This is a genomic window from Citrobacter sp. Cu233, assembly GCF_030332225.1.
Classification (GTDB): Bacteria; Pseudomonadota; Gammaproteobacteria; order Enterobacterales; family Enterobacteriaceae; genus Citrobacter.
Window position 1 is genome coordinate 1,067,196 of sequence record NZ_JAOWIF010000028.1, and the last position, 7,272, is coordinate 1,074,467.

Here is a 7,272-nt window from a genome sequence, read left to right on the forward strand (position 1 = left end):
ATGAATCTTAACAGTATTCCCGCATTTCAGGACAATTACATCTGGGTCCTGACAAATAATGAAAACCGTTGCCTGATTGTCGATCCGGGCGAAGCCGCTCCCGTTCTGAAAGCGATGGCAGAACATCACTGGGTGCCAGAGGCCATTTTCCTGACCCATCACCACCATGATCATGTTGGCGGTGTGAAAGAACTTTTGCAACATTTCCCACAATTAGTGGTTTACGGACCGGCTGAAACGCAAGATAAGGGAACGACCCACATAGTCAAAGATGGCGATATTGCACTCGTTTTAGGGCATGAATTTAAGGTAATTGCTACGCCGGGTCACACTTTAGGACATATTTGTTACTTTAGCCAACCTTATCTATTTTGTGGTGACACGCTATTTTCAGGCGGCTGTGGCAGACTATTTGAAGGTACAGCTCTGCAGATGTATCAATCACTTAGTAAATTGAATGCGCTTCCTGATGATACGCTTATCTGCTGTGCTCATGAATACACATTAGCAAACATGAAGTTTGCCTTAAGCATTCTGCCGCACGATTCGTGCATAAATGAATATTATCGTAAAGTTAATGAGTTACGCGTAAAAAAACAAATGACACTCCCCGTAATTCTGAAAAATGAGCGGCGAAATAATCTTTTTTTAAGAACAGAAGATATTGATTTAATTAATGAAATAAACAAAGAAACAATATTGCAACAACCTGAAGAGCGTTTTGCCTGGTTAAGGTCAAAGAAAGATACGTTCTGACAATTCCGGGTTGCCTTTTGAAAACTTCGCCGTTATGATCGGTCGTCTTTTAAGCAACTATTGACACACACATGAAGGCAAAAGCGATATTACTCGCCTCTGTCCTGCTTGTTGGGTGCCAGAATACTGGTAACGTCCAACAACATGCACAGAGCCTTTCTGCAGCTGGTCAAGGGGAAGCAGGAAAGTTTACAAGTCAGGCGCGATGGATGGACGATGGAACATCTATCGCTGCTGATCAGGATTTGTGGGCTTTCATTGGTGACGAGCTAAAGATGGGAATTCCGGAAAACAACCGGATTCGCGAACAAAAACAGAAGTATTTACGCAATAAGAGCTATCTCCACGATGTAACTTTACGGGCAGAGCCGTATATGTACTGGATAGCCGGGCAAGTTAAGAAACGTAACATGCCTATGGAACTGGTACTACTACCCATAGTGGAGAGCGCTTTTGATCCTCACGCAACGTCTGGCGCCAATGCCGCAGGTATTTGGCAGATCATTCCGAGCACGGGGCGCAATTATGGTTTAAAACAGACCCGTAGTTATGATGCACGTCGCGACATTGTGGCTTCCACCACTGCCGCGCTGGACATGATGCAGCGTCTGAACAAGATGTTTGATGGCGACTGGCTGCTGACCGTTGCCGCGTATAATAGCGGTGAAGGTCGCGTGATGAAGGCAATCAAAGCGAACAAGTCTCGGGGTAAATCCACCGATTTCTGGTCGCTCCCTTTGCCTCAGGAAACGAAGCAGTATGTGCCCAAAATGCTGGCGTTGAGTGATATTCTCAAAAACAGCAAACGCTATGGCGTGCGTCTGCCTACCACAGACGAAAGCCGTGCGTTGGCACGTGTTCGCCTGAACAGTCCGGTTGAGATGGCTCAGGTTGCCGATATGGCGGGTATTTCCGTCAGCAAACTGAAGACCTTCAATGCAGGTGTGAAAGGCTCCACGTTGGGTGCCAGCGGTCCGCAATACGTGATGGTACCAAAGAAGCATGCAGAGAAACTGCGTGAGTCTCTGGCTTCCGGCGAAATTGCAGCCGTACAGTCAACGTTGGTTGCAGATAACACGCCGCTGAACAGCCGTAGCTACAAAGTTCGCTCTGGCGATACGCTTTCTGGCGTCGCGGCACGTCTTGGCGTGAGCACGAAGGATCTGCAGCAGTGGAATAATCTGCGTGGATCATCCCTGAAAGTGGGCCAAAGCCTGACCGTAGGTGCTGGCACCAGTGCACAGCGACTGGCTAACAACAGCGATAGCATCACCTATCGTGTGCGTAAAGGCGACTCTCTGTCGAGCATTGCCAAACGCCATGGTGTTAACATCAAGGATGTAATGCGCTGGAACAGTGATACGGACAATCTGCAGCCGGGCGATCAGCTCACGTTGTTTGTCAAAAACAACGGCATGCCTGACTCCTGATAACATTGTAAAAATGAAGGCACTGGTTTCCCCCCAGTGCCTTTTTTATTTATCCCGCTTTATGTGCCTCAACCATTATCGTATCACTGGTGAATGAACCATCCTCCTGTAATGCGAAGTAGACTTTCACTTCAGCAGATGCACTCTGCTGATATAAACGAATAGCTTCAGTCAACGCGGCAGGTGTGCGCATCCGCGCCACCCACGAACTGAACTCCAGCGGCAGGCGATCCGTCAACAGGGTATCGGTAATCAAACCAGCGTCGTTGATTAAAGACAGCCACTCACCGCTGGAATAGTTGCGCACATGCGAGGTATCGCGCAGCGCTTCAACGGTTTGCAGCCAGATATCACGCACCGGATGCCCAGGTGACATCACATCCATTACGATAGCCACACCACCGGGTTTCAGTACACGATTGACTTCACGCAGCGCACGTCCGACATCATGCCAGTGATGCGCTGAATAGCGGCTAATCACTACATCAAAAGCGCAATCGCCGAACGGCAGGCTCTCTGCATATCCCTGTTGCGTGGTGATATTGTCCAGGCCCTTCTCTTTTGCAGCCTCTGCAACCACCTCAAGCATTTGAGACGATAAATCATAAGCCACAACCCGTTGTACGTTTTGCGCAGCCACAAAACTGGCGTGCCCTGCTCCACATCCCATATCCAGTATCCGTGCCTGTGGAAAAACAGACAGCCTTTCCGCCAGTCGTTGTAAATCACGACCAGTAGCATGAACGGTACTGGTTAAATAGGCATTAGCCTGGGAGCCAAACTGCTTTTCGACGTTGTCATGGTGGGAGCGTGTTGTCATTGTGTTGTCCTTCGGTTGTTGTGAAATATGAAGGGCAGCACCATCACAGGCCTGCCCTACGGCAGACCTGACACACCTTTATTGCTCAGGCTTGCCGGGACTGAATTCAACGAGTAGCGGGTTGTGATCGGATGCGCGGGTGACCAGCACAGAGGCCTCACTCACGTTCAAACCACGATAGAACACAAAATCAAGAGGACGGCCAAACGCGCGTCGGCGCTGATCGTCGGTAAAGCGCACCTGACGCAGCGACATTTCACGCGCAAAGCGATACAACGCATTCATTCGACGTCGGCTCCAGGCATTGAAATCACCGGCCATAATCACCGGGCCACTGTGATGGGCGATTTGATCCCCAATGGGAAGTAACTGCTTACTATAGACATCGACGCCGAGGCTGAAGTTTACCGCGTGGATATTCACCACCATCAATAAACGCGAGTCAGGTAGCGGGTACACTGTCACCAGAGCTGATTTTGCCAGGCGTAAAATTGGCTCACGCTCACGCAATGGACAGCAGTAGACCGGATGTGCAGCAGAAAGCGTCATGACACCAGAGGGATGCTGAGGCAGCACAAAAGCGGGAACCTGATCGGCGGCAAGATAGTTAGCGGTTGCGAACTGAACCAACTCGGGTGTCGTCTGTGCCTCCTGCAATAAAACCAGATGGGCATCTTTGCCAAAATTTTTCAGCACCGACAACCATTCTGCCCGTTGTTGCTTAAAAATATTCCACACCAGCACGCGAATGCGATCTTCACTGCTTAACGGTACGCCTGCAGGTAATGCCTGGCCGATATGCGCAAATGACCCTGGCGGTAAAATCCGCTCAACGGGCTGTCCGGCAACATAGCGCATGGCATAGGTGTTTTTTCGCACTTTAGACTTTCAAACCTCTATAACGTCAACCAGTCCGCAGCCGGACTGGTTCTTCTGTTATAGGGACTTTAACACTCACTTTCAACGAACAATTGCAGTTTGTTTTGTAAGTGGGCACTTACATCAACAATTTATCCCAATACTACCCGCGCCGGTTTATCCAGGCGACCGCTGATACCCATCAGTAAAAAAGCGGCCAGAACAATCAGTGCGCCAATCCACGGTGTCTGTGCTAAACCATAATGCGCTACCGTTTGTCCGCCAATCACAGAGCCAAGCGCAATGCCAATATTAAACGCAGCAATGTTCAGACCGGATGCTACATCCACCGCATTGGGGGTAAATTGTTCCGCTTTCTGTACCACGTAAACCTGCAAACCCGGAACATTGCCGAAGGCGAAGATCCCCATCACCAGAATCGTAACTAACGCAGCGTATTGCGTAGAGGCTGTCAGTTGAAAGATCATCAGCAGGACAAACAACGCCGCGAAGATAAATTTCAGCGCCGGGACAGCACCATGTTTATCCGCCAGCTTACCTCCCCAGATATTACCGATAGCGACCGATACGCCATAACCCAGTAAGATCCAGCTTACCGCTGCCGGCGAGAAACCTGCCAGGTCCTGCATCATAGGTGCCAGGAAGGTGAACGCAGTGAAGACACCACCGTACCCCAATGCCGTAACAGCGTAGATAAGCAACAGGCGTGGATGGGTTAACACTTTTACCTGATCACGAATACTGGCGGCCGCCCGACCCGGAATATTCGCAGGGATCAGCAGTTGGCTGCTAATCAGTGCAATCACCCCCAACAGTGATACGGCAAGGAAAGTCTCGCGCCAGCCAAAGTGTTGTCCGATAAATGTACCCAGCGGTACTCCCGTCACCAGTGCAACGGTTAAACCACCAAACATAATCGCGATGGCAGAGGCGGCTTTCTCTTTTGGCACCAGGCTTGTCGCAATCGTAGAACCAATTGAGAAGAAGACACCATGTGCCAGGCCTGTCAGCAGGCGGGCAACAATTAATGTCGTATAACCAGGTGCCTGCCATGCCAGCAAGTTACCGGCCGTAAACAGGACCATCAGCGCAACCAACAGTTGCTTACGTGGCAGGCGTCCGGTCAGGGCGGTAAGTACCGGCGCGCCAATTGCCACACCCAGCGCATAGATTGAAACCAGCATCCCGGCAGAAGGTAAAGAGATCGCCAGTTGTTCAGCAATGGTCGGCACCAGGCCGACAATCACAAATTCAGTCGTGCCAATAGCGAAGGCACTTATTGTCAGTGCAAATAAAGCGAGAGGCATAAATAGCTCCATATCATCAGTAATCGGATGACAGGCAGTATGCCTGGATGTTTTAATAACAAAAATATTCAAAATATCAATATAATTTTGCTTCAGGTGCAAAAATGAAAGCAACCTCCGAAGAACTGGCAATTTTTGTCGCGGTCGTGGAAAGCGGTAGCTTTAGCCGGGCCGCAGAGCAGCTTGGGCAGGCCAATTCCGCGGTCAGTCGGGCAGTAAAGAAACTGGAGATGAAACTGGGCGTCAGTTTGCTCAATCGAACAACCCGGCAACTCAGTCTGACAGAAGAAGGTGAACGCTACTTCAGGCGCGTACAACAGATACTGCAGGATATGGCTGCGGCGGAAACAGAAATCATGGAGTCGCGTAATACGCCGCGCGGTTTGCTGCGTATTGATGCCGCAACACCGGTGATGTTGCATTTCCTGATGCCACTGATCAAACCTTTCCGTGAGCGCTATCCCGAGATGACGTTGTCGCTGGTTTCCTCAGAGACATTTATCAATCTTATTGAACGAAAAGTGGATGTTGCGATACGTGCCGGTACCTTGACTGACTCAAGTCTGCGCGCACGGCCACTCTTTACCAGCTACCGCAAGATTATTGCTTCGCCTGACTATATTGCCCGCTTCGGTAAGCCAGAGACTGTTGAAGAGTTAAAGCAGCACCTGTGTCTGGGGTTTTCTGAACCCATTTCGCTCAATACCTGGCCCATAGCCTGTAGTGACGGACAATTGCATGAGGTTGATTGCGGTCTATCTTCGAACAGTGGCGAAACGCTGAAGCAGCTTTGCCTGAGCGGCAACGGTATTGCTTGTCTTTCAGATTATATGATTGATAAGGAGATCGCTCAGGGTAAGCTGGTCGAATTGATGGCGGATAAACGACTGCCCGTCGAGATGCCTTTCAGCGCGGTGTATTACAGCGATCGTGCCGTCAGTACCCGTATTCGGGCATTTATCGATTTTTTAAGTGAATATATAAGAACAGCTCCCGGAGGAGCTGTAAAAGAGGGTTAAAGGCAAAGAGGGTCAGACGATTAATCCCATTCAGGCGCCAGACCTTCCGGGCTAACCAGGCGGTCGTTGCAATCCAGAGCAGCGATTGCCGCTTTATCTTCCGCATCAAGCTGCAGTTCCAGTGCCAGCAGATTGCTTGCCAGGTTTTCACGCTTGGTAGAAGAAGGGATCACCGAGTAACCTTCCCCCATCGCCCATGCCAGAATCACCTGGGCCGGCGTCGCGTTATGTTTAGCAGCAATACGAGCAATCACGTCATCTTTCAGCGCCTTACCGTAAGCCAGCGTCATGTAAGAAGTGATGTGGATACCGTGCTTTTTCGCCCAGTCAACAACCTTACGGCTTTGCAGATACGGAGATAACTCAATCTGATTAGTCGCAATATTCTCTGCCCCCACAGCAGCAATAGCTTTTTCCATCAATGGGATAGTGAAGTTAGAGATACCAATTTCACGAGTCAGTCCTTGCTCTTTGGCTTCGAGCAAGGCATGCATAAACTCTTCAACAGAGACGACATCATTTGGTGATGGCCAGTGGATCAGCGTCAGATCAACATAATCTGTGCGCAGTTTTTTCAGGCTCTCTTTCAGGCTTGGGATCAGTTTGTCTTTGCCAAGATTTTCAATCCAGATCTTAGTTGTGATGTACAACTCATTACGCGGTACGCCGCTTTCGGCAATCGCCTGGCCAACAGCTGCTTCATTATCATAGATTTGTGCAGTGTCGACTGCGCGATAACCCAGCTCAAGAGCTGTTTTAACGGAAGCGATAACCACGTCGTCTTTCAGGCGGAAAGTACCTAAACCAAATGCAGGGACAGTCATAGAATTCCTCTTTTTAATCACAATATTCGTTAACTGAGGGGATTATGACCTTCTACTCTTTATAGAAAAAGAGCGAAAAATGCAGAGGATTTTTGCAAATTTAGCAATAATAAAGTTACAGGCAAAGAAAAAGCCCTGAGCAAATGCTCAGGGCTCTTAATAAGTGGCGGAACGGACGGGACTCGAACCCGCGACCCCCTGCGTGACAGGCAGGTATTCTAACCAACTGAACTACCG

The 7,272-nt window shown here is 49.6% G+C and carries 7 protein-coding genes; 3 read left to right on the top strand and 4 right to left on the bottom strand.

Annotated features, from left to right (window positions below; translation table 11 throughout):
• Nucleotides 1-756, top strand: coding sequence for a hydroxyacylglutathione hydrolase (gene gloB / locus OGX95_RS05825; protein ID WP_286628664.1), 756 nt, complete (start codon nucleotides 1-3; stop codon nucleotides 754-756).
• A 71-nt stretch (nucleotides 757-827) separates the two neighbouring features.
• Nucleotides 828-2,186 (top strand): murein transglycosylase D, encoded by a 1,359-nt coding sequence (mltD, locus tag OGX95_RS05830; RefSeq protein WP_286628665.1) that lies wholly within the window; start codon nucleotides 828-830, stop codon nucleotides 2,184-2,186.
• A 49-nt stretch (nucleotides 2,187-2,235) separates the two neighbouring features.
• Here mltD and OGX95_RS05835 read toward each other — a convergent pair whose 3' ends face one another.
• From OGX95_RS05835 to OGX95_RS05845, 3 genes are all read right to left on the bottom strand, one after another.
• Nucleotides 2,236-3,006, bottom strand: coding sequence for a class I SAM-dependent methyltransferase (locus OGX95_RS05835; RefSeq protein WP_286628666.1), 771 nt, complete (start codon nucleotides 3,004-3,006; stop codon nucleotides 2,236-2,238).
• A gap of 78 nt (nucleotides 3,007-3,084) precedes the next feature.
• Complete coding sequence (locus OGX95_RS05840; RefSeq protein WP_196207568.1) at nucleotides 3,085-3,885, bottom strand: endonuclease/exonuclease/phosphatase family protein; 801 nt, start codon at nucleotides 3,883-3,885, stop codon at nucleotides 3,085-3,087.
• 131 nt (nucleotides 3,886-4,016) lie between these two features.
• Nucleotides 4,017-5,192: an MFS transporter gene (locus OGX95_RS05845; protein WP_286628668.1), complete on the bottom strand. Its 1,176-nt coding sequence runs from the start codon at nucleotides 5,190-5,192 to the stop codon at nucleotides 4,017-4,019.
• A 104-nt stretch (nucleotides 5,193-5,296) separates the two neighbouring features.
• Between OGX95_RS05845 and yafC the strand changes: the two genes are divergently transcribed.
• Nucleotides 5,297-6,211, top strand: coding sequence for a DNA-binding transcriptional regulator YafC (gene yafC, locus OGX95_RS05850; protein WP_286628669.1), 915 nt, complete (start codon nucleotides 5,297-5,299; stop codon nucleotides 6,209-6,211).
• A gap of 20 nt (nucleotides 6,212-6,231) precedes the next feature.
• Here yafC and dkgB read toward each other — a convergent pair whose 3' ends face one another.
• Nucleotides 6,232-7,035 carry a 2,5-didehydrogluconate reductase DkgB gene (gene dkgB, locus OGX95_RS05855; protein WP_286628670.1) on the bottom strand — a complete coding sequence of 268 codons (804 nt, stop codon included), beginning with the start codon at nucleotides 7,033-7,035 and terminating at the stop codon, nucleotides 6,232-6,234.
• Between the last annotated feature and the right edge of the window lie 237 nt (nucleotides 7,036-7,272).